The organism is Thalassotalea psychrophila (assembly GCF_031583595.1).
Classification (GTDB): Bacteria; Pseudomonadota; Gammaproteobacteria; order Enterobacterales; family Alteromonadaceae; genus Thalassotalea_A; species Thalassotalea_A psychrophila.
Map to the genome: position 1 here is coordinate 2,131,311 of NZ_CP134145.1, position 20,441 is coordinate 2,151,751.

18 protein-coding genes are annotated in these 20,441 nt (G+C 37.0%); 9 read left to right on the plus strand and 9 right to left on the minus strand.

Features of this window, described 5'->3' with window-relative positions:
- The first annotated feature begins 149 nt into the window (after positions 1-149).
- Positions 150-1,139 (plus strand): AraC family transcriptional regulator, encoded by a 990-nt coding sequence (locus tag RGQ13_RS08505; protein ID WP_348393128.1) that lies wholly within the window; start codon positions 150-152, stop codon positions 1,137-1,139.
- A 43-nt stretch (positions 1,140-1,182) separates the two neighbouring features.
- Here RGQ13_RS08505 and RGQ13_RS08510 read toward each other — a convergent pair whose 3' ends face one another.
- Positions 1,183-1,545, minus strand: a complete 363-nt coding sequence (locus RGQ13_RS08510) for a nuclear transport factor 2-like protein (protein ID WP_348393129.1) — start codon at positions 1,543-1,545, stop codon at positions 1,183-1,185.
- Positions 1,546-1,690: 145 nt separating this feature from the next.
- Here RGQ13_RS08510 and RGQ13_RS08515 point away from each other — a divergent pair, with 145 nt between their 5' ends.
- Together RGQ13_RS08515 and RGQ13_RS08520 are read left to right on the plus strand one after the other, a co-directional pair.
- The gene (locus RGQ13_RS08515) at positions 1,691-2,152 is read left to right on the plus strand and encodes an Lrp/AsnC family transcriptional regulator (protein WP_348386140.1); all 462 of its coding nucleotides are present in this window, start codon (positions 1,691-1,693) and stop codon (positions 2,150-2,152) included.
- 76 nt (positions 2,153-2,228) lie between these two features.
- Complete coding sequence (locus RGQ13_RS08520; protein ID WP_348393130.1) at positions 2,229-2,939, plus strand: hypothetical protein; 711 nt, start codon at positions 2,229-2,231, stop codon at positions 2,937-2,939.
- Positions 2,940-2,992: 53 nt separating this feature from the next.
- Here the strand turns inward: RGQ13_RS08520 and RGQ13_RS08525 are convergent, their stop codons facing one another.
- Both RGQ13_RS08525 and RGQ13_RS08530 read right to left on the minus strand, forming a co-directional pair.
- Positions 2,993-4,384, minus strand: coding sequence for an FAD-binding oxidoreductase (locus RGQ13_RS08525; RefSeq protein WP_348393131.1), 1,392 nt, complete (start codon positions 4,382-4,384; stop codon positions 2,993-2,995).
- 56 nt (positions 4,385-4,440) lie between these two features.
- Entirely contained in the window at positions 4,441-5,403 is a 963-nt protein-coding gene (locus tag RGQ13_RS08530) for a bile acid:sodium symporter family protein (protein WP_348393132.1), read from the minus strand.
- A 207-nt stretch (positions 5,404-5,610) separates the two neighbouring features.
- Between RGQ13_RS08530 and RGQ13_RS08535 the strand changes: the two genes are divergently transcribed.
- The 3 genes from RGQ13_RS08535 (at position 5,611) to RGQ13_RS08545 (ending at position 8,528) form a co-directional block, all read left to right on the plus strand.
- Positions 5,611-6,330, plus strand: a complete 720-nt coding sequence (locus RGQ13_RS08535; protein ID WP_348393133.1) for a FadR/GntR family transcriptional regulator — start codon at positions 5,611-5,613, stop codon at positions 6,328-6,330.
- Positions 6,331-6,470: 140 nt separating this feature from the next.
- Positions 6,471-7,376: an NAD(P)H-dependent oxidoreductase gene (locus RGQ13_RS08540; protein WP_348393134.1), complete on the plus strand. Its 906-nt coding sequence runs from the start codon at positions 6,471-6,473 to the stop codon at positions 7,374-7,376.
- A gap of 156 nt (positions 7,377-7,532) precedes the next feature.
- Positions 7,533-8,528, plus strand: coding sequence for a GlxA family transcriptional regulator (locus tag RGQ13_RS08545; RefSeq protein ID WP_348393135.1), 996 nt, complete (start codon positions 7,533-7,535; stop codon positions 8,526-8,528).
- A gap of 36 nt (positions 8,529-8,564) precedes the next feature.
- On the opposite strand, the gene RGQ13_RS08550 is transcribed toward RGQ13_RS08545, so the two are convergent.
- The 3 genes from RGQ13_RS08550 to RGQ13_RS08560 all read right to left on the minus strand — a co-directional run bounded on the left by RGQ13_RS08550 (position 8,565) and on the right by RGQ13_RS08560 (position 11,372).
- The gene (locus RGQ13_RS08550) at positions 8,565-9,449 is read right to left on the minus strand and encodes a 3-hydroxyacyl-CoA dehydrogenase NAD-binding domain-containing protein (protein WP_348393136.1); all 885 of its coding nucleotides are present in this window, start codon (positions 9,447-9,449) and stop codon (positions 8,565-8,567) included.
- 161 nt (positions 9,450-9,610) lie between these two features.
- On the minus strand, positions 9,611-10,036 hold the full coding sequence (locus RGQ13_RS08555) for a hypothetical protein (RefSeq protein WP_348393137.1): 426 nt from the start codon (positions 10,034-10,036) through the stop codon (positions 9,611-9,613).
- A gap of 79 nt (positions 10,037-10,115) precedes the next feature.
- Positions 10,116-11,372 (minus strand): dipeptidase, encoded by a 1,257-nt coding sequence (locus RGQ13_RS08560; protein ID WP_348393138.1) that lies wholly within the window; start codon positions 11,370-11,372, stop codon positions 10,116-10,118.
- A 148-nt stretch (positions 11,373-11,520) separates the two neighbouring features.
- Between RGQ13_RS08560 and RGQ13_RS08565 the strand changes: the two genes are divergently transcribed.
- Positions 11,521-12,513, plus strand: coding sequence for a helix-turn-helix transcriptional regulator (locus tag RGQ13_RS08565; protein ID WP_348393139.1), 993 nt, complete (start codon positions 11,521-11,523; stop codon positions 12,511-12,513).
- A 37-nt stretch (positions 12,514-12,550) separates the two neighbouring features.
- Here RGQ13_RS08565 and RGQ13_RS08570 read toward each other — a convergent pair whose 3' ends face one another.
- The 3 genes from RGQ13_RS08570 to RGQ13_RS08580 form a co-directional block, all read right to left on the minus strand.
- Entirely contained in the window at positions 12,551-14,878 is a 2,328-nt protein-coding gene (locus RGQ13_RS08570) for a TonB-dependent receptor (protein WP_348393140.1), read from the minus strand.
- A 266-nt stretch (positions 14,879-15,144) separates the two neighbouring features.
- The gene (locus RGQ13_RS08575; RefSeq protein ID WP_348393141.1) at positions 15,145-16,161 is read right to left on the minus strand and encodes an AraC family transcriptional regulator; all 1,017 of its coding nucleotides are present in this window, start codon (positions 16,159-16,161) and stop codon (positions 15,145-15,147) included.
- A 185-nt stretch (positions 16,162-16,346) separates the two neighbouring features.
- Positions 16,347-18,857 carry a TonB-dependent receptor gene (locus RGQ13_RS08580; protein WP_348393142.1) on the minus strand — a complete coding sequence of 837 codons (2,511 nt, stop codon included), beginning with the start codon at positions 18,855-18,857 and terminating at the stop codon, positions 16,347-16,349.
- Between the two features lie 406 nt (positions 18,858-19,263).
- Here RGQ13_RS08580 and RGQ13_RS08585 point away from each other — a divergent pair, with 406 nt between their 5' ends.
- Positions 19,264-19,674, plus strand: a complete 411-nt coding sequence (locus tag RGQ13_RS08585) for a DUF1810 domain-containing protein (protein ID WP_348393143.1) — start codon at positions 19,264-19,266, stop codon at positions 19,672-19,674.
- A 142-nt stretch (positions 19,675-19,816) separates the two neighbouring features.
- Entirely contained in the window at positions 19,817-20,359 is a 543-nt protein-coding gene (locus RGQ13_RS08590) for a hypothetical protein (protein ID WP_348393144.1), read from the plus strand.
- Positions 20,360-20,441: the final 82 nt, after the last annotated feature.

A 20,441-nucleotide genomic window follows, 5' to 3' on the forward strand; every position in this document is an offset into this window, starting at 1 on the left:
ATGTGTAAAAAATTAAATATTGTTGCTAGCGATTTCAATGAAGCCATTCTAGAATTAATTTATGCTTAAAAAGCATCATTAGATGCCAAAAAAAAGTTATTACACTTTTTTTATATTGTAGACGACATAAATTACTTTTTGATTTTATTATGAAATATATCCATCTAATTGATACTCAAGTAGCCATGCCGGTTGTTCGCTACTTACAAAGTATTAATGCGCCTGTGTATGACTTATTACACCAAGCTGGGTTACCTGTTGAAATACTTGAAGGTAAACATAGGGTAATTGCCACATATCCTTGGTGGAAACTGATGCAGGTTGCTTATGATTACAGCGAAGATGAAGCGTTGGGTTTTCATATATCTGATCTAAAGGGGTTATCAGGCCTGCAAAATTTTATTGAAGATAAATTGCTTATTGCCAGTAATGCACATGATGCTATTTGTCTGTTGATACATTATTTAGATAGCATGTCTTCACATGGCGTTTTCAAATTATATCACCAACAAAAGGGAAGTTGGTTCTTAGCGTATACCCAAGATTATTTAGATGTTGGACTAATACCAATGCAACAAACGGTATTTGCCGATATGCTGAAATTTGTGCAGTTGTTTTTAGGGAAAATATGGAAACCGACGTTAATAAGCATACAGCATGATGATAAAAAGAACGTGTTTAATAAGTACTTTCCCAACGCCGCTATTGCCGATAAAAATAAAGCGCTCGGTTTTTTTATTGCTAAAGAAAAGTTAGGTGAGTTAAGCGAAAGGGTTAAATGCTTTATTGAAGAAAACAGTCAACAAAGTATTATTCCACCTACGTTTAAGTTAACCCTTTGTCAGGCATTGAAGCCCTTTGGAAAAGAGAAGTTGCCGCAGTTAAAAGATGTACCAGAAAAGGTAGGTTTATCACTTCGAAAAATTCAACGAAGTTTAGCCAAAGAGGGCACCAGTTTTAAAGAGGTTATCCAGCAGATGCGTTTTGATATTGCTAAAGATATATTATTGAATTCTAATGATTCTATTATTGATATTGCCACATTACTTGGCTATAAAAACCCGAGCAATTTTGCACGAGCATTTAAGGTATGGACAGGCTTAACACCGAAAAAATATCGAAGGTTAAATCAAAAGTAGCTAAAAAGGGTTATACAAACAACGGGTAGGGACCCTTTAAAATTTAGTCTTTTACGTAGTTTGCACCAGCGGCAAGGTATGTTTCACGAAGTGTTACTTTCCCCTCTTTGTCAAAAGTCCAAAAATCTGAAAAACCAATATCTTTTGCTGCACCATCAACACCTATACCTTTAAACACACCGTTAACGGCAATAACATTGTCATTATTTAAGGTTAAGTTTTTGATACTATGTTTACCTGAAATTTTACGATCGTTATTATAAAAATCAGTGATATCTTGTTTCGTTGCATAGGTTGCATCGGCACGAACATAACAACTTTCATCGGCAAAAATATCTAACACCCAGTCAATGTCGCTTGCATCTACCTTTGGATAATAATCGATAACAACTTGTTCTATCGTCATTTTTTCAATTCCTTTAATTAATCGTTTTAATAAATGATGAGAGGAAATTGTTACTTATTTTTTCGGTATTTATTTATTCATTATTATGATGAAAATGTTAAATGTTGATATATAATTACTTAAAATTAGTGATTGGTGAAATATAATGTCCCTTGATAGAGTTGATAAACAAATATTGCAACTTTTGCAGCAGGATGGCTCTTTATCTTCAGCAGAAATTGCCGAACAAGTAGGTTTAACCCCGCCGCCGTGTTGGCGCAGAATTAAGAAATTGCAAGATAATGGCTATATTGATAAATGTGTAAACTTATTAAATGCTAAAAAACTCGGGCTAGGGGTTACCGTGTTTGCCACCATAAAACTGTCGGCCCATGGTAAAGAAAATGTTGAAACATTTAGAGAAAAAATCACCTCTTATGAAGAAGTGATGGAGTGTTACATTTTATTAGGTGGGATAGATGTTTTGGTTAAAATGAATGTGGCAAGTGTAGAGTCTTATCATGAATTGTTTTTTAGACGATTATCGCAAATCCCTGGCGTACAAGAAGTAAATTCAAGTGTTGTTGTTGAACGAGTAAAAGATACTACTGAGCTGCCGATCAAATAAAAAGTCATCATTTTTAATGTAGCTGCTAGGCTTGTAGTGCAGAGGTGAATTAAAATTCTTTGTTAAGGTATCTGTAATGTTAATACAACTAAAAACTATACGAAACTTCCTTATTAGAGATGGTAAATTTGGAAAGTATTTGCTTTACGCTATTGGTGAGTTACTACTGGTGGTTACGGGTATTCTTATTGCATTACAAGTGAACAATTTTAATGTTCATCGTCAACTTAAAGAAGTAGAAATTCAGTATTATAGTTCGATGAAACTGCAACTGATGGAAGATAAGCACTTAATAGCAATTGAATTATCAAATATTGATATACGTATAAAAAACTACCTAATTGGCATACGTTTAATTGAAGACAATGATCCTATGCAGTCTGGAGAGCTGGGTACAAAAATTAGTCAATTGCTAGATTACGGAGATTTTAGGCGAAAAAGCAGTGTCTACCAAACTCTGATTTATAGTGGAGAGATAAATAACATTAAAAATTTGTCAATTGTCGCCAACTTACAAGAAATAGAACGAAGTTACGAAATTACCGAGCGGCTAGAAACAACTCAAGGTCGTTTGGTGATGCTCCATACGGCACCTGCGGTTATCGAAGTGCTTGATTTAGAATCTGCAACGATAATTACCCCTGAATTGGTTTATACCCCGGTGTTCAAGAATAGATTCTTTGCAGCAATTAGAATCGCGAATGAAAAAAAAGGAGAGTTTGAGCAAGTGTTATCTGTGATAAACAAGACACTGAAAAGTATTGATGATGAACTTGTCAAAAGTTAGTAGATTAACCTCCAGGGTAGCAGAGCAATACTTTATCGCACCAAACTCAAGAATTATAAGTCGCCTAAAACTCGGCCACGGTTAAGAATGTTATTTGTATCTAAGGTGCGTTTTAACAACTTCATTAACTTTATTTCTTCTTCACTACGGCTGTATTTTAACCATGCTCGCTTTTCCATGCCAATGCCATGTTCTGCAGAAACAGCACCGTTCACCTTTTGTAGTTCACCATAAACAATTTCATCACTGTCATAGTGTAATTGTTCAGCAGTTTTATCGGCTTTGTCATTAGGCCGAATAAAGAAGTGCAGGTTACCATCGGCAATATGGCCTAACACATAAAATTCACAGTCAGTCCATTTGTCTTTCAGTTGCTGCTCAACAGTATTGATATAATTGTCCATTTCAATAATTGGTAAGCTTACGTCATATAAGAAAATTGGTTTTGGCTCTAGGATTGCCTCAAAGTTTTCGCGAATATCCCATAGTGCTATGCGTTCTGATTCTGATTTTGGAATTACTGCGTCGATAATAATTTCTTCTTCAAAACAGCTTTCTAATAAACTCATAAAACCAGCTTCATCATTAGCAGTATCGCCACCTTCGGTTTCCATCATAATGTAGTAGTTGTAATCTCGGCTCATTGGCGAACGGTTGGCGCCTTCAACCGTAACTGCACGATAATGATCGCCCCACATCACTTCAAAGGCAGAAAGGTTACCGGCTAAATCGCGTTGCGCACGGTTTAATAACTTAGTTACTGAGTCAAAATCTTGCAAAGCCAACATTGCCGCGTTGGTCGTAGTCGGTTTAGGGAATATTCTGACATTAATGCGAGTAATTACCCCTAATGTACCTTCAGTGCCAATAAATAGCTGTTTAAGATCATAAGCCGAGTTGTTTTTAAGCATTTGGTTCATTGATGACAGCACTGTTCCGTCAGCCATAACTGCTTCTAACCCCAGCACCAACTGGCGTGCCATACCATACCTAAGAACGTTAATGCCGCCAGCATTAGTCGCAACATTACCACCTACAGTACAACTACCACGTGCACCCAAATCTAAAGGAAATAACATGTCTTGTTCAAGGCAGGCTTCTTGTAGGGTTTGTAAAATAACACCTGCTCCAACGGTTGCTGTACCGCCAGTAATATCAATTGACTCTATTTCATTCATGCGCTCCAAAGATAATATTATTTCTTCTTTTTGAGCTTCTGCAGAATGAACACAGTTAGTTAAACCACCTTGAGTGATCACCGGGTGACCGTGTTCATTACAAATCGCTAAAATTTTACTGACTTGCTCAGTTGTTTTCGGACGAGCGAGGGCAACAGCTTGTGTTGGTGTTGCATCCCAGTAACTGGTCGCTCTATCCATTTCATCACCGCTAATAACAACGTTTGCGCCAACGGCATCAACTAATAGTTCTAAAATCTTTGACATATTTATCTCTCATTTTTAAGTGCAGTACAAAGTCGCTTTCGAGATCACTGTGCTGATTAAGAATTTTGTTCTACAGAAGTGCTTTCAACTGTATTGGTAGTGTTTTGTTTAGCTAATTTTTTTTGATCTAACTTTAAACAGATAGATGCAAAAATTGATCCTGTGATGTTCAACCAAATACTAAATATAGCGCCAGGAAGAGCTGCAGCTGGAGTAAAGAACTTTAACGCTAATGCAGTAGCTAAAGCTGAGTTCTGCATGCCAACCTCGATGGCAATGGTACGTGATACTTTTTCGTCAAAGCCTAGTAGGTGAGAGGCCGAATACCCTAAAACCATACCAATTATATTATGTAAAAGCGTCGCAAAAACTACAATATAACCAATTGATTCTAGTCTGTCGGCATTAAGCGCTACTACGATGGCAATGACCATTAAAATAGTAAAAACTGTGAACGGTGCTAAAGCCCCTGAAATTCTTTCAACGTATTTATGAGCAAATGAATTTACTGCGACACCAATAGATACGGGTATTAAAATAATCTTTAATAGGCTTAGCAACATTGCCATTGCCGGAACTTCAACAGAAGAACCAACTAAAAGTGTTAATAACAGAGGAGTCATCACTACACTTAACAGTGTAGAAACAGCAGTCATTGATACTGACATGGCAACATTGCCACCAGCAATATATGTCATTACATTAGATGAAACCCCGCCTGCAACACTGCCCACTAATACTAAACCTATGGTTAATTCAGTACTAAAACCAAATATAATGCTTATTAATAATGCTGAAAAGGGCATCACTGAAAATTGCAGGACCATACCAGCAATCATTGCCACTTTGTATTTTGGAATATCAATAAAATCTTTTGGACGTAATGTTAACCCCATGCATAGCATTACCACTGTTAGTAATGGGATGATGGTGCTTTTTAATTCAGATAATTGTTCTGGAAAAACAAAGCCGGACATGGCAGCCAATACTGCCCATAATGGAAATAGCTTTAAAAACATAATAATTCTCTCATTCATTTACTACTTTTTATGATTGTATTTATTAAGTAGAAAGTGTGACATATACTAACTAATATATTACACATAGTAACAAACCTATAATATATGTTTGGTTTTAAAATGTCATAGTTTAGTCATATTGTTCAAAAGCATGACGATTATTATGCCAAACGACAGAAATTTACAAATACCATTAGAGAGGATCAGGTGGGGCAGACGCAAACCGAAAATAACAAGCGCAAAGATAATTTAGTTGACCACGCAATGGATCGTATCATTGATTTTATCAAGAAAAACCAACTTAAAGTGGGTAATAAGCTACCAAGTGAATCTTATTTTATAGAATTATTAAATGTTAGCCGCACGGTTGTGCGTGAGGCATTTAAATCTTTAAATGCTATGTCAATTATTAAGATGAGTGCAGGTAAAAAAGCCGAAGTTGGTGAGTTTGATGATTATGTTATCGGTATAATGTTGTCACACGCGCTTAGAACGGAGCAAATTAATGTACAGCAAATATGGGATGCCAGACGTGCTATTGAAATACGAACCGCTGAATTAGCGGCCATTCATCACACAGAACAGCAAGCAAATCAAATAACTACAATTGTTAAAAATATGCGTTTAAATGTCAGCAATTTAGAGCAAATGACAAAGTATGATATTGAATTTCATAAACTAATAGCACAAGCCAGTAAAAACCCAATATTGCCAGTACTAGTTGGCTCATTAAGCAATGCTATTAATGAAACAAATCCGGTTTTATGGCGAGTAAGAACCACAAAAGAGCAGCAATCCTCTGTTGTTAAGTTACATGAGACTATTGCTGATGCAATTATTAAATCGGATCCTGATGCTGCAAAACAAGCTATGGAAGATCATTTTGATAATGCGTCAGCATGGTTGTTAAAAGCGGGCTTTAATTAGGAATTGAACTAGGGAGCTTTCATCACTATTAACTATCTATTAGTGTCACAAATGGCAGTTAAATAGTCGAATTTGACTATGTTCGATGTCGCTTAACTAAGTGTATGCTGAATGAAATTAAGTTAAGTGAGAAATGTGAGATGAAGACATTAGTCATATTTGCCCATCCAGATGTTGAAAACGGCTCAATTGCCAACAAAGTTATCCTAGATGAACTAAATAAAAACGAAGACATTAAAGTTCGTGAACTTTACAAGTTATATCCTGATTTCAATATTGATGTTGAAGCAGAACAAGCAGCATTAAGAGAAGCTGATGTTGTTGTATTCCAGTTTCCTTTTTTCTGGTACAGCTGTCCGGCATTATTGAAAAAATGGATGGATGATGTCTTCTTATACGGTTTTGCTTATGGTTCAACAGGTAAAGAACTACGTGGTAAAGAATTACTGTTATCAGTAACTATTGGCGGTGCGGCAGATTCTTATAAACCAGACGGCTATAACACCTTTCCGGTTGAAGATTTTATTTTGCCATTTAAACAAACTGCTAATTTAACAGAAATGTTATTCAACGATGACTTTATTTATAGTCACGGTATGATCAATATTCCTGGAATTGACTATCCTCGTCAAACTACTGAAGCAATTGCCCATAAGCATGCTGACCAACTCATTACCGAATTAAAAGCCAGAATGTCTGGTGAAGTGGTACAAAAAGAACTGGAAACAAAGAAAGCACCTGTTTATTTTGTAGGTCAAGTTGCTGTTAAAGAGTTTGAACCTTATATGGCTCAATACGGTATGCCTGTTGTTGGTCAATTGATGGAACGTGGCGTAGAGATTTTATCTGCCACTGCGGACACCCAGATCAAGGAAGGTGAGTGGCCAAATACTTGGGATGTATTATTTAAGTTCCCAAGTCAGGATGAGTTTGATGATTTCTGGGGAAGTGAAGCCTATGCGCCATTTAAAAAACTACGTCGCGAAGAGTTAACAAATGGCGGAACAGTAGTCATTATGCCTGCATTCGATCCTGACTCTTTATAGTTAATCGCTTAACAATAAACGCTGCCTTGGCAGCGTTTTATTTTTCTTATGCTCCATAAATCGAAATAACATGAGGGTTAAAAATTTAGATTATTTTTATTTTTCCTGTATATTATAGGTTGTTAAAAATGGCATTGAATAGGTTGAAATTGACATATGTGCAAAGTTGGAATTTTACTATACGATGGTTGTTATGCCTCAAGTTTTACTGGCTTAATTGACTCATTTCAAATTGCCAATGCCATTATTGAAAAGATATCACCTGGTACGAGTAAAATAACTTGCCTGACGATTTCTGAAACGTCTAAGCCCGTATCAACACATACCGGCATAAGTATCCAGCCAGACTATACATTTTTAGACACTCCTGACATAGATATTCTTTATATTCCCGCTTGCTTTTACTCGAGCTATCACAAAACAGATGAAGTCTTTTTTGAATGGCTTGCCAAACAACAAAATGTTTGTAATTGGTTAACCCTACAATACAATTCAGGTGTCATTATGGCAGCTAATTGTACCGGCACATTTTTGCTGGCAGAAACGGGCTTGCTAAATTGGAAAGCTGCAACAACTACTTGGTGGTTAGAGAAGGAGTTTAGGCATCGATATCCAAGTGTTAGGCTAGATATAAAAGATATGATCACCAGCGATGAGAGGGTTATTTGTGCAGGAGCATTATCTTCATATTTCAACTTAGCCATTAAGTTTATTGAGCAATATTCTGATCCGAAAATAGCCAATTTATGTGCCAAAATTATGTTGGTCGATGTAGGTCAAGCCTCACAAGAGCCATACCAAACTTTATTTGCTATACCAGAAGTAAAAGATGAATTAGTCAGTAAAGTCCTATATGAATTACAAACTAACTTTCAACATAACATCGATTTGCATCAATTGGCCTGCAAGTATGGTGTAAGTCAAAGAACCTTAATAAGGCGGTTTAAGTCTGAACTAGACAGTGCTCCGTTGGAGTATTTGCAAAATGTAAGGCTAGAGTCGGCTAAAAAATTGTTGGAAAGTAGCTCGCTTTCTTTAATCCAAATCGTCGAACAAGTTGGCTATAGCGATGTCAGCTCGTTTTCACGTTTGTTTAAAAGGCGCTTAGGATTAACGCCCGTGATGTATCGCAATCGATTTAAACAGGCTTAATTTTTGTAACTAAGCCTGTTAACCCTGTAGGATGGATTATTTAGCATCAATAAATTCTGCGGCTGCATAGGTAGGTTCTGGATAATTATAAAAACCTTGTCCAGATTTTACTCCGAGTGATCCTTTATTCACATAATGAGTTTTTAAATACTGAGCAAATTGTTGTGCCTTATCATCTTCAGTTTTAGCAAGCATAATTTTCATGACTGTATCTAGACCAACATTGTCCATCAATCCACAAGGGCCATATGGGGTTTTGAACAGATCCATCCAGCAGCGGTCAATATCTTCGTAGTTAGTAAATTCTCCCAACAATAGGTTGCCTACAACCTGTTGAATACCAATGACCATAGAATTAAGCACATATTGCGGATGTTCTTTTTCAAGTCTTATAGGAATTAAGCCAAGCTGTGGTACTAATTCTTCGAGGATATCCATGGTCTCAATTGAAGTACCACCATGGGTCATAACATCAACAATACGGGAGGCCTTTAAATGAAAGTGTAGGGCGGCAAACCGTTCAGGACGGCCAGTGCTTTGAGCAAAGTCAGAAGGACGTAGTGACGAAGAGTTAGTGGTAAATATCGTGTGTTCACTACAAACCTTAGCGAGCTTGGACCAAATATCATGCTTTACTTCTAAGCTTTCAAAAACAGATTCGTTTACTAAATCAACATTAGCGATATCAGTAAGTTCAGTAGTAATGGTTAAATTAGCATAGGCTTTCTCAGCATCAGTGCTTGACCATATATCGCTTTCGGTATTAACCGCAATCATTCTATCGAAACGCTGTTTCACCAATGTTTGAGCATCTTTTGCAATATCAAAAACAATAACTTTAAAGCCTGAGTATGCACATTGGATGGCAATTTGACAGCCCATTTCTCCGCCACCAACAATGGCGATAGATTTAATCGACATAGATATATGTCCTTGTTCTCTGTAAGTATTAGTAATTATTTTACCGTTAAAAAGATGTGATATTTATTCAAAAATAGCGTTTATCAGGTCAATTTTTACCGGTGAGCAAAATTTATTGGAAGCGTTAGTTAAGTATCTACCGTTTCCGATAAGCCGATTAGCTAATCGCCAGTATTACCAGCGCGCATTTTTTTAGTTAACGCTAACGCTTCGGCCATAGTCGCACTATCCATTAATTCAATCATGGTATAGGTATGCAGCCAGTCATTAGGTAATCGAACTAAATACATTGCTTGAATTAAAAATTCATCATCAGGCATAGCAACAATCACATAATTTTTGCCATTGGCTAAACCAAAGTAATAACCAATTAATTCACCGCCAAGGTTTTTAAAAACATCGGCCATTACTGCTTGTCGATCGCTTGGGTTATTAACTGCATTTTCCCAACCTTTTGCGTTTGGCTCACCTATAACTAGAAATGTTCGAAGTTTAGGTTTTTCTTCTGTTGCCGCGTCAGAAGCAATGCTTTTAATGGAAAATAATGAAAGGCTGATGAGTAGAAAAATTTTAATATATTGAGACATGCTAAAATTCTATGAATAACTTGCTAAATAAAAGGCGATAAATTATCGCCTTTAGTTGGTTTGGATTGTGAAGAGTAGGTTATTTATCCCAGTTAGCTTTATAAACGCGCATCACGTTTTCGCCTAAGAAACCGCGAATGTCTTGCTCGCTCCAATCGTATTTGTTCTCAAGAACAGCAACAATTGCCCATACATCTTCGATACCAGCCATTTGTGATGGTGATGCAAAGCCTTTCTCTGGTGGGTACTTGTCAACCATAGGTACTTGGATTTTCATCGCATCAAACAGGTTATGAGTATAATCTGACGCATAACAGGTGCCTTTTTTGCCTATTAGCTTTGCTGTGTGAACAACATGAGCAGCCATTGTTTCTGCCTGTGCATTACCATCTTTACTCAGGAAAACGCCTATACCATTGGTACAAACAACACCACCAGTTGAACCAACTGCCTTTATCGCTTCATCACTCATATTTCGAGTCATTGGGTAAACCGCTGATGAATTATTGTGTGATGCCATAATCGGTTTAGTTGAAATTTTTGCGGCTTGAATTGCAGTTGCATCTGATGAATGCGACGTATCAACAATAATGCCTCGCTTGTTGGCAAGCTTAATAAACTCTTCTCCAAGTTTGGTTAAACCTTCCTGGTTTAAAGGGTCTGCATTATATTCAATGCCGGTAGCAAAGTGGTTTTTTGAATTATAAACAAAGTTCATAATATTCACGCCGCTGTCATGCAATTCATCTACGTAATCTAGGTTATCTAGGTTATAGTCAAAGCCTTGCGAGTTATACATCATGGTCATTTGACCTTTTGCTTTTGCATCACGGATGTCTTGTGAGGTCTTGGCTTTTGTCACCTGTAAGTCTTTTAAAACAGGGTCTGAATCATTAATGTAAGTGAACATCACATCTTTTGGATGGAACGCACCAATTGAAGATGAGAAGTGAGTTACACCTGCATCGCGGTTGCGTTCAATGGCGCGGCTAAATGATTCTACAGTATTACCGATAACACCCACTGAAGTTGGCATTAATGAGTTAATTACAATCGCACCTTTATATTTTTCCATGTAAGCGGCGTCTGCCTTTTTCTGCTCAGCAGTACGTGTGTCTGCAGCATCAGTTAGGAACTGGGCTCGAGCATCTAGCTGCTCTGGTGATTTACCGCGTGGGTTCCATAAATTTGCTGAAGTATCTACGTTGCTTATCACATTTCCGTTTACTTGGTATTGTTTAGCGGTTTCGCTGTAACCTTGATGAATCTCTGCTGCTACAGTAATGTTTGCAAAAAACGCTGCTGCGATGCTTAAAGTTAATAAAGATTTTTTCATGTAACTCTCCTAATTGAGTACCGATAAACGTTAAAGTTTTGTAAAAGATTTATTTGATGGATGTAGTTTAGTACATTAAAATTATGTACACCTAACCATTTGGTACCGGTTGAGATGTTTACACACTTTATTACAACCAATTAACATTATGAAAAATTTACATTTAATCGATCGCAGTAATGCATTTCCACTGATCCGCTTTTTGCAAATGAAGAAAGCACCGGTAGAGTTGTTATTAAGTCAGGCGAATTTACCGATAGCATTATTAGAAAATAATCAGGAGTATGTTGCCACGTACCCATTATGGAAGCTCTTTGATCTTGCGAGCGATTATCTACAAGTAACTGATCTTGGATTTTTGGTTGACCAAGCAGAAGGTGATAGCGTTGTTGAGCCGCTTTATTCGAGTATAAAAGCTGACGCGTTAAGTCTGCATGATGCCTTGCGTTTGTTAATTGAACGAGTAAAGGAGATATCAACTCATGCAAAGCTATGGCTATCGTATCAAAATAAAGGTGTATGGCTATTTGGCGGTCATGGCGAAATTGATGTCGATGGACTGGTACAAATGGAACAGTTTACGTTGGCACTTTGGGTACGCTATATACGTAAATACATAGGCAGTGGCTGGTCGCCAGAGGCGATAACATTACATCGGTATGATAAAGGGGAGGCAGTTAAGCAACGATTTTCCAATGCACTTATTACACAAGACCAGCACAAAGTTGGCGTGTTTATAAATAATGAACAGCTTGGTGAAGCCAATCCTGAATTAGCATTAAATTTTGAACACCATGTTTTAGCCGATGACAATTTTAGTGATAAATTATATCAAGCATTAAAGTCATTTAATGCGGAAGGGTTTCCGACATTAGAGCAGTCTGTAAGTATACTTGGCTTATCCAGACGTCAAATTCAACGCCGTTTAGCAAAAGAAGGTTCTAGTTTTAAGCAAGTGTTACAACAAGTGCGATTTGATTCAGCCATTCATTATCTTGAGAATAGTGAATTAAAAATTCACCAAATTGCTGAAGCATTAGGCTATACAGTACATAGCCATTTTAGTCGTGCTTTTCAAAAATGGACCGGCGTCACTCCTATTGCTTATCGAATATTTAAAGGTAATAAAAAAGACGGCTAAAGGCCGTCTTTTTATAACTAATTATTTAAAACTTCAATTAGAAGTTGTAAGTACCTTGCACTGTAACTGTACGTGGAGCACCAGGAACTACAACAAAACCAACAAGTGGTTGGGTGAAGTTATTGATTTCTTCTTCTGTTAAGTTTTTACCAACAATGCTAACCGACCAATTATCATCATTTGTAATACCAATACGAGCATCTACACGAGTGTAGCTATCTTGTACTGCAGCTTCATCTAAAGTACCTTCAGTGAAGTATTCATCGCTATATGCTACATTGATACCACCAGTTAAGAATAATTCATCACCAATTGGTTGGAAAACATCGATAAATAAATTACCTGAAGTTTCTGGTGCAAATGGTGTAGTCATACCTTCACGCTCACAAAATGGGCCTAAACCAGTTGCTGTTTCTGAAGCGCTACACGGTGCATTTTCCCATTCTTCGTATTCTGAAGAAAGGTAGGCAATTGATGTACCGATAGTAATAGAGTCTGTTAACAAATATTTAATGTCAGCTTCAAAACCTTGAGAAATAGATTCACCAGCGTTGTTAACAGCAGCTTGTGGCACGCCATCATCACTCATAGTGAAGCTGTTCAATTGAAGGTCTTCATACGTAGTGTTAAATACAGCGATGTTAAATTGTCCATTACCTTCAGCAAAAGTTGTTTTATAACCAACTTCAAATGAGGTAGCGATTTCGTCATCATATTCTAATAAATCAAGAGTTGGAGTGTTTGAACTGAAACCATAGCCACCTGATTTTGCACTACGACTTACTTTAGCATAAGTAGAAGCACCACCAGCTAAGTTCCATTGTGCAATGATTTCAGGCATAAAGTTATCAGAATCTTTTGTTACGTCATGCTCAGCTGTACCTAACGTACCACAAGCAAAACCAAATGCATCTGCTAAACCTAGTTGGCTTAACGGAACCGCTACTGTGAAATCTCCAGTGCCATTTACATCTTGCATTATATTACAGTCACCTTGGCGACGTGCGACATCTTTTTCTTCATTTGAATAACGCAAACCAGCAGTGATTTTAAAACTGTCAGAGAATTTATAAGTACCCGTAACAAATGGTGAAATCGTTGTGGTATCTAGCATGTTGGTAAAACGACCACCGATAATACCGTTAGTTGTACCAAACATACCCCCTAATAAACCACCTAATAATGCATCACCTAAAGCACTGTCTAAGTTGTTCTCTAATTCACTTTCTGATACATACAGACCGGCGATGTATGAAAAATTGCCTGTATCAGGTGAAGTAATGCGAAATTCTCCACTTGTTTGAGAGTAATCTTCATTAATTGAAACGGTAAGTGCGTCCATAGGCACAACAGCAGTATTAGTAATTAATGAATAATCACTGGTTGAGTGACCAAGAACTGCTGTTAATATGTGTTCACCCATAGTGTAGTCAGCAGTAAGAGATAAGTTGCTTAGCTCATGGTACATACCTGGTCCACGGTCATTAAATGCGCCAGATAAAGTGCTTGATGCATTTCTTACCCAATCAGCTTCATCACCACCCCCAAATGGGTCTTTGATTGCTTCACCTGTTTCACCAAATGTTTCAGCATCAGCGTAGTCAAATTTAGTGGTGATTTGTAGATTGTCAGATGCATCCCAAACAATAGTACCACGCGCGACAATCTCATCACCGTCACCTTCATCTTGAGCTTCTTGGCCAGTTAATGCGTTTTCATATTCGTTGTAATAGAAACCGTCACCGTTATCAGTGTAACGAACAGCTAAACGAGCACCAACATCATCACCTAAACTACCACCTGTTACAGCAGAAACGTTGTAACCCGCATATTCAACTTCATAGCCAGCAGAAAGATTTAAGAACGCTTCGTCACCTGGTAGGGTACTTGCAGAAGTAACAGTAATAGTACCGGCTGTTGAGTTCAAACCGTAAAGCACAGCCTGAGGGCCGCGTAACATTTCAACACGTTCAGCATCAAAAAATGGCGCACGATATTGACGTGAACGTGGCATGTATAATCCATCGATAAACATACCAACTGATTGTTCGAAAGAACGTTCGTTACCTGAACCCATACCACGCATAGATACAGTTTGAACACCTAAGCCACTACCAATAGTAATATTAGGTACAGATGTTGTTAAGTCTTCTAAATTATCAAGACCTCGACTAGCAATATCGTCACCAGATATTGCTTCCATTGAAAGAGGTGTTTCTTTCATGGTAGTAACACGTTTAGTTGCTGTAACTTCGATAACTTCAAGGCCACTTTGTTTTTCATCTTCAGCTGCATAAGTAGGGATAGCAATAGCGCTTCCTAGTAATGCAACGCTTAGCGCTGTTGTAATTTTATTCAGTTTCATAGCTTTTCTTCTCTTATGGGGTAAACACAAATATCCCTAGTTATTTACGAGTGCCGTCAATGGCAAAAACTTTGGTTTGAGACCAATATTGTTATTTTGTGTAACCCGATACTGTCAAAAAGTTAACAGCTTCGCCTGTCATTAGTTGCCAGAGGGGGGTCAAAAGCGGACAGTAAATGTGAGGTTGAAAAATATGACTATAAGAATTATCTAAATGACCAAACATGCTATAAATCAGATGTTTGGCTAAGTAGAAAATAGACTAATTATGCTTGGTTTTTATACGAACGGGGAGATTTCCCAAACCACCTTTTAAATGAACGAGTAAAATTACTACTATCTGTGTAGCCTAATCGGTAGGCAATATCACTAGTTGAAAAATCTAAGTTTAAGTATTGTATTGCGAGATCTTGGCGAGTTTCATCGAGTAAGTCTTGATAGTTCAGCTCTAGCTTTTCTAATTTACGATGAAACGCTCTTGGACTCATAAATAACATAGACGCAATTTTTTCTCGGCTACATTGGCCTGTTGGTAATAACTTAATCAGTAGTGCTTTAACTTGATTAGGTAAATCGCCAGTTTTTAACTTGTTCAATAAATCAGTAGAGAGAAGATCATTTTGTGAGGCGATTATTTCATTAGCGCAAGCTAAAGGCACGTTCATGTCTCTATTGCTAAACAGTACTTTTGACTGTGCACAATTATAAGAGATTGGACATTGAAAATAATTTTCATATTTAATTTTTACTGAGTTTTCCAAGCTAAATGGTAAATGTATTGCTTCAAATTGAAAGTCAGGCCGATATACCATCCTCACTAGTTTAAGGATCACTGCAGTAAAACAAGTATGGTGCCAAACGTTGGTGTTTTCTCTATAAGTAACTAGGGGATGTAATTCCAAACTAAAGGTATTTCCTTCCTGAACGAATGAAAGCTTATCGAAGGTAGTAATAACACTATAAAACTTTTCAAGGCGTAAACAAAAATCTTGTAAGGTATCACTACACATTAAGGCAATCCCTACCGCTTGAAAACTTGCCGGGTTAATTTCTTCCACCATTTTAAAGGCAAACAGCGGGTCATTTAATTTTGTTACCGCGATTGAATAAATTTGGTCGGCTATGTCATACGATACTCGTTGATAACCATCTTTGTATTTTGATAAATCTACGCCAAGTTCAACCAGATCCTGATCTATATTAATATTTGCAGTATTCAATACTTTTAAAACACTTTTTATATTATTAAAAGAAGTGGAAAACTCTGAATAAGTAGCTGTCATGATAACCAAGCGTCCATACAATTGAATCGTTTATAGAGGATAGAATTGTATAAATGGTAAAGGTTTTTTATTAAGTTGGCAAAAAAAGATAAGTTTTTGACTGTAAGAGAGTTGTTGGAATTTTAAAAATTAATAAAAAACCCGCGATTAACGCGGGTTTTTAAAGTTAACGTTTCTAACGTGGTTTAGAAGTTATATTGACCAGTTAACGTGATCATTCTTGGTGCACCACCAGATGGTACCACTGAACCTAAACCTAATGCGTCAATTTGCACACCAGAGCCAGTTAATACTTCGTCTGTTAAGTTACGACCTGCTAATGTAACTGACCAAGTCTCATCAATATCAGATAATGCAACATAAGCACCAACCATAGTGTATGAATCTTGTTGAAGAACGCTTATGTACTTGGCTTCAGTAAAGTATTCATCAGAATAAGAAACATTAGCACCTAAGCTTAAGTCAAGATTTTCAGATATGTTAAAGAACATATCAGCATATAGGTTACCGGCAAGCTCTGGAGCATTTAGTGGCGGTAAACCTGTCATATCACATGAAACAACATTGCCATTTTCATCCATTTCAGGAGTTGAAGGGCTTGTAGTATACTCACCAGTTACAGGGTCAACAGAAGCACATGAACCACCTTTGTACTCATCATATTCAGCATCAAGATAGGCTAAAGATGCGCCCATAGTTAACCAGTCAGTTAACATGATTTTACCATCAGCTTCAATACCTGAAATAGTTGCTTCACCAGCATTATCTACTTTCGCAGCGCCAAACGAGAATGAAGTAACTTGTAAGTCTTCGTATTTGTTATTAAAAACAGTTACGTTAAATTCAGCATTACCATCTAAAACACGAGATTTAATACCAAACTCTGTACCAACAACTGTTTCTTTGTCAAAAGCTGCAGAATTAATTTCTGAAGCAAAAGAGCTTGATAAACCACCTGATTTAGCTGCTTTTGCTACACGAGCAAACACCATATGTTCATCAGTCATTTTCCAATTAACTGAAAGCTCAGGTAAAAAGTTATCTTCTTCAATACTTGTTGAACCTATGCCATCTGCTCGATACATGAATGCACCGCCGGCAATACTTCCTGAACTCGCAGCCCCTACATAATCTTGCAATCCTGCACTCATACATGCGCCCGAATAAGAGTAAAATCCAAGCGGATTAATAGCAGCACTTGTATCTTTTTCTAAACCATCAATACCACCTTCCATTTGTCCACAGACGTTGGCACGAGTAGCGTCTTTAGTTTCGTCATTATAACGAGCACCTAGAGATACAGATAGATCATCTGATAGGTTAAAGGTACCAGTAAAGTAAACAGACATTACTTCTTGCTCAACGGTTACTTGCCCTAAACCAATTGGATTGTTGTAACCACCTGAAGTATCCCAATCCGTAGGGTCAAAGCCCAAAGGAGCTAATGCAGTTGCAGTAGGTATGAAAGCAAAATTATTAAAGAAAAATGAATCAACCGCAACACCGCTTGAATCTTCTGTATCAGCAGTTAAGTATGAAACACCAGCAATATAATCAAAGAACTCACCGCCCGGAGAGGCAATACGCAATTCGAATGAACTTTGTTCAAAATCTTCAAAGCCAATATTTTCAAATGACATACCTTCAGTGCCTTGAGCACCAATAAGGCCAAAAGAACCGTCAGGTGCTAATGAACCATCACCTTCTGAACCACCATCAAAATCCAATACTATTTCTGATTCAAACTCACTATAACTACCAATGGCAGTTAAGGTATGAGCACCAATCATGTAATCAGCAGTGATTACTGCATTCAAACCACTGTTGTCATATCCGTTATTGTAGCCAAAAAGATCAGCGCTCGGGGTAGAAGTGTTATAAGCAAACTTGTTATCAACATCATCATTGTAGATATCGATACCTTCACCTGATTGACCAACCCATTCATCTTCAAAGAAATCTACTTTACTTGTTAAAGTAAAGTCATCACTTGGAGTGTATTTTAGAGTTAAACGACCAGAAATACCTTCTTGATCGCCACGGTCTTCAGTACCTTCAAAATAACCATTGCTTTCTTGTTGACGAATAACTAAACGCGCACCTAACTCATCAGTTAAACCTCCGCCAACTGTTCCAGTTACAATGCCGCCACCGTATTCATGATCGTATTCAACTTTTACACTACCTTGTAAATCGTCACCGCCATCATTGGTTCTAGTCAATATGTTTACAGCGCCGGCTGTAGCATTAATTCCGAATAGAACAGCTTGTGGTCCACGTAAAATTTCAACACGTTCAACATCTAAAAAGCCTGTAGTGTATTGCTTACTACGAGGTTTATATGCACCATCTACATACATAGCAACTGCTTGCTCTGTAGCACGTTGACCTGCAGCTGAACCCATACCGCGCATGGTAATTGTTTTATTACCTGACGAGTTAGATACGTTGAAAGTTGGTATGCTAGTAGACAAATCTGTTAAATCACGAATGCCTTGCTTTTCTAAAGTATCACCATTAATAGCTTCAACAGCTAATGGAATTTCTTGTAATGTTTGTACTCGTTTGGTTGAGGTTACTTGAATAACCTCTAAACCTTGTAATTTTTCTGTTTCTTCTGCTGCATAAGTAGGTACTGCAATTGCGGTCCCTAGTAGTGCAACGCTTAGCGCTGTTGTAATTTTATTTAGTTTCATAGCATTATCTTCTCGTTGAGGGTAAACACAAACGTCCTTAGAACTTTATTCGTGCCTTCAATGGCAAAACCTTTGGCTTAAGACCAATATTGTTATTTTGTGTAACCCGATAATGGCAAAATGTAATTTTCATTACTTGTCAATATTTCCTATTCGTCAGTCATTTTTTACGTGAAGAGTTAATAATGTAACTTGATAGGTCGCTAAATGATTGTTTTTATTTCTGTTGTAGTAAAGTTTTGATCAGTAAATAGATGAAATTAGTTAAACATACGTATGAGTTTTACAATTTATTATTAACTAAGCAGTTGTTGTTTCTTTATTTGTTAACATCATTAGTTATAGCCACGACTTTGACTATACTTGTTTTTACACAATCACTTTGAACCTTAAAACAGATAGTAATATGCCATTGTTAAAATTCATCAGAGCTCAAGACAAATGCTGGCATAGGGTATGTAATGAACTGTCTGCTGGTAAAAAACAAAGCCATTGGATTTGGTATGTGTTCCCACAAATTGCAGGGCTAGGGCATTCAGAAAATGCCGAACATTACGCAATAGAAACCAGCCAACAAGCAAAAGATTACTTTAGTAACCCTAAATTAAGGTTGAGATTAATTTCTGCCACTCAATGTGTTTTAAAACATAAAGATAAACCGCTTGTTGAGATCATGGGACGGCCCGACGATCTTAAATTTATTTCTTGTATGACATTATTTTATAAAATTAGTGAAGAGGACATTTTTAAACAAGCCTTAGATACATTTAACAATGGCGAATGTTGTACTGAAACTATCAACTTCCTTAATAAATAGCAGAGCCTATTAAATAATTATTAATAACATGTTTAAAAACAATAGGTTTTGAGTGTTTGTAGCCACTTGATTAAGCCTGTTAACTTGTTTTTAACATGAGTTTGTTTTATCTTAGACATGTTATTAAATGATATGGAACATTATGGCTTCTAGAATAATAAAAAAAATAGAAACCCTTTTTAGTGAAGCGATCAGCAATGGCGATGTGATCTTACGTCCTGCTGATAATGCTAATGATTCAACACCTGCCTCTAACTATTCAAACCAAGAAGCCTTGCTTAATGGTATGTGGATCATTACCAACAGAATTTCGTTACAAGACGCTGCAAAGCTGTTTAACGACTGTAGCCTTTCTATTGTTTGGGGCTTTAAAAAAGTCGCAACTGATTTTAATAATTGGCATTTAGAGCCAGAGCCTAATGATACCGACTCTCAATTAATTGAAGAAGAATTATTAAAGAGTAAAGTAATTATTGCCGATCTAAATTCTCAAATTACTTACCTGAAAGCAATTCTCGCATCGGCGAAAGAAGAACAACCGGCTTTATTAAACCGTGTGACCTTGCAATTCATTAATGACAGTCGCAGAAATACCATAGATTCAGCCAAAGAAGAAGCACGCTTAAAAGCCGAAAAACATGCTGAGCAGCAAGCAGATCAAGTAAGAAAGTTATTAAGTATTTAAGCCAACTTACAAATTAACGTTTAGAACAAGATTTCATCTGGTCATTAATCTTCTTCAAAATTGCAATATAATTAACTATTGC